The sequence below is a fragment of the Paraburkholderia sp. GAS199 genome, from assembly GCF_050436585.1.
In the GTDB taxonomy this organism is placed as follows: domain Bacteria; phylum Pseudomonadota; class Gammaproteobacteria; order Burkholderiales; family Burkholderiaceae; genus Paraburkholderia.
Genome location: NZ_JBNDMM010000018.1, coordinates 1 through 2,789 on the forward strand (window position 1 = coordinate 1; position 2,789 = coordinate 2,789).

The 2,789-nt window shown below is 60.2% G+C and carries 4 protein-coding genes; 1 reads left to right on the plus strand and 3 read right to left on the minus strand.

Annotated features, from left to right (window positions below):
* Positions 1-112 precede the first annotated feature (112 nt).
* The gene (locus P3T18_RS36380) at positions 113-397 is read left to right on the plus strand and encodes a hypothetical protein (protein WP_429304790.1); all 285 of its coding nucleotides are present in this window, start codon (positions 113-115) and stop codon (positions 395-397) included.
* Here the strand turns inward: P3T18_RS36380 and tnpC are convergent.
* The 3 genes from tnpC to tnpA all read right to left on the minus strand — a co-directional run bounded on the left by tnpC (position 355) and on the right by tnpA (position 2,704).
* A complete protein-coding gene (gene tnpC / locus P3T18_RS36385; protein ID WP_429304791.1) occupies positions 355-1,980 on the minus strand; it encodes an IS66 family transposase in 1,626 nt (541 codons plus the stop codon). The two genes, P3T18_RS36380 and tnpC, sit on opposite strands and share 43 nt — an antisense overlap.
* Before the next feature lie 29 nt (positions 1,981-2,009).
* The gene (tnpB, locus tag P3T18_RS36390) at positions 2,010-2,261 is read right to left on the minus strand and encodes an IS66 family insertion sequence element accessory protein TnpB (protein WP_429304792.1); all 252 of its coding nucleotides are present in this window, start codon (positions 2,259-2,261) and stop codon (positions 2,010-2,012) included.
* A gap of 92 nt (positions 2,262-2,353) precedes the next feature.
* On the minus strand, positions 2,354-2,704 hold the full coding sequence (gene tnpA / locus P3T18_RS36395) for an IS66-like element accessory protein TnpA (RefSeq protein ID WP_429304793.1): 351 nt from the start codon (positions 2,702-2,704) through the stop codon (positions 2,354-2,356).
* Positions 2,705-2,789 lie beyond the last annotated feature (85 nt).

The window sequence follows — 2,789 nt, forward strand, 5'->3', positions numbered from 1 at the left end:
CGTAAGCGTGTCTCCGAGGCCGTCTTGACCGGCAGTCGGATCGCAAGCATGCCTCGCGCCCTGCATTGACAATCCATCGTGACGGGTAAAATGGATACTCTTGAAGGGAGGCATGAGCGTGGACGACGAACAGATCCAAGAGGAACGTTATGAGATCGTTGTGTGTGGCAACGGCGATACGCTCTGGGTCAATGGAGATGACGGCTTGTGCTGGGCGCGATTCAGCAAGCGGTTCGGCATCGATGTACACCGGAATGCGTCGATACAAGACGCTACAAGCGAGTGTCTGTATTGCACTCACAACAGAGCTGGCGTCGACGATTGGGCAATATTCCGTGCCGAAGTATTACGGCATCACGGCGCTGTTGTTCCAGCAGATGCGCTGTCGTTTGATTGAACGGTTTGCTGTATTACTGCTCGCCACGGCAGCAACTCTTCGACACGATTGATTGGATGGTCCGCGATACGCCCAAGCACGAATCGCAGATACGCCTCAGGATCGATGCCATTGAGTTTCGCGGTGCCGACCAGGCTGTAGATCGCGGCAGCACGTTCGCCGCCCGAGTCTGCTCCAGCGAACAGGTAGTTACGTCGACCAATGGCCACCCCGCGTAGCGCGCGCTCGACTGGCAGGTTGTCGATTTCGAGTTGACCGTCATCGCAATAGCGTGTGAGCGCTTCCCACCGGTTCAGCGCATAGAGAATCGCCCGGCTCGTGTCCGATTTTCGCGAGAGTGTCTCTAGCATCGTGGTGAGCCACGCATGGAATCGGTCAAGTAACGGCCGCGCGTGCTCCTGGCGATAGGCGCGGCGCTCGTCGGGCGGTTTGCCCCTGATCGTTTCCTCAATCCGGTATAGCGCGCCGATACGCTCAAGCGCTTCGATGTTCAACGCATTGGGGCGCGCCGCGTGCAATTCATAGAACTGCCGTCGAGCGTGCGCCCAGCAAGCTGCCTCCGTGACGCGCCCGGTTTCGTAGATGGCCTGGTAGCCACCGTATGCATCGGCTTGCAGTGTGCCGTTGAACGATCTGAGGTGCTGCTGCGGATGGATACCCTTGCGATCCGGCGTGTAGGCGAACCAGACCGCCGGCGGTGTCATGTCGGCTGATGCACGATCATCGCGCACGTACACCCACAAGCGACCCGTCCTCGTCTTGCCGTTGCCCGGAGCAAGCACTGGAACCGGCGTGTCGTCGGCATGCAGTTTCGTCGCCGACAGCACGTGAGCACGCAGTGTTTCAACGAGTGGCTGCAGCAGCGTCGCCGCGTGACCGACCCATTTCGCAAGCAGTGAGCGATCAAGCTCGACGCCTTCTCGCGCGTACATGACTGACTGCCGGTAAAGCGGTATGTGATCTGCGAATTTCGAGACCAGCACGTGCGCCAGCAGCCCTGGGCCGGCGAGACCACGCTCGATGGGACGGCTCGGTGCAGGTGCCTGAGAGATGTGATCGCAACACACGCAGGCAAACTTCGGGCGCACATGACGGATGACCCGGAAGCTGGCCGGTACGTACTCAAGTTGTTCGGCGACGTCTTCGCCCAGCGATTTCATCAGGCCACCGCACTGCGTGCACTTCCCGGCGGATTCGGGCAAGTGCGTCTGGATCTCTCGCGGCAGATGATCGGGCAGTGGCTTGCGCGGTGCATGTTCCACGGCCGTGCGCGGTGTCTTCGGGATTTCGACCGGCGCCGCACCTTCGTCGGCCTCAAGCTCTTCGAGACGCAACTCGAGTTGCTCGATCTGACGGTCCAGCTTCTCCGATTTGCGACCGAACTGCATACGGCGCAGCTTGGCAATAAGCAGCTTCAGGTGTTCGACTTCAGCTGCGCGCAAAGCCAACGCGGCTTGTTGCGAGTCGACCGTTTCTTGCAGTGCGAGCACCTGAGCGTCGCGCGCGCGAAGTGCCGCCTCCTGGCTGAGCAGCATGGCCTTCAGCGTTTCGACATCGTCGGGAAGTGGGTTCGCGCGCGTCATGCAGGCAGTTTACGCGCCGGCAACGACGTTTACAACGCTGAGGTCGGTCGTGCCGTTCTCGTCGGTTGCCGCCAGTCGATGCCTTCCAGTAGCATTGATAATTGCGCCGGGCTTAAGCAAATAACGCCGCTGTCGGCTTGAGGCCAGATGAAACGGCCCTTCTCGAGTCGCTTCATCAGCAGGCACATGCCATCGCCGCTCCACCACAGCACCTTGAGCAGGTCGCCGCGCTTGCCGCGAAACACGAAGACGTGTCCGCAGAAGGGATCTCGCTCAAGCACGGTCTACACCTTGGCTGCGAGGCTGTTGAACCCGGCTCGCATATCAGTTACACCGGCGGCAAGCCAGACGCGCGTTCCTGATGGGAGGCCAATCACGACGACGACCGCAACGTTGCCAGTACCGTCCGAAGCGCGCTCAGGTCAAGTGGTCCATCGAAGCGGACTCGCACGGCGCCACACTCGACGACGATACTCGACGGCGATTGTGCTGGCACCGGCAAATGCACAGGAATGAACGTCTCGGTTGGCTGAGCTTGCGTAATCGATTGAGCGCGCTCATGAGCACGGCGCCAGCGCGCGATCATGTTGGCGTTCAAACCATGCTCCTGTGCTACGTCCGCGATCGAACGCGCCGCATAGTTTGATTGCGCTACGACCATCGCCCGAAATGCCTTTGAGTAATTCTTGGATCCCAGTCGTCGGCCTACCGCCTTCGTTTCCATCGCTCTGGTCCCCACTTGATCTGGTGGGAACTAGGTTGCCGACTGAGCGCACCTATGAACAGACGGTGGTGAGGCAACGGTTACC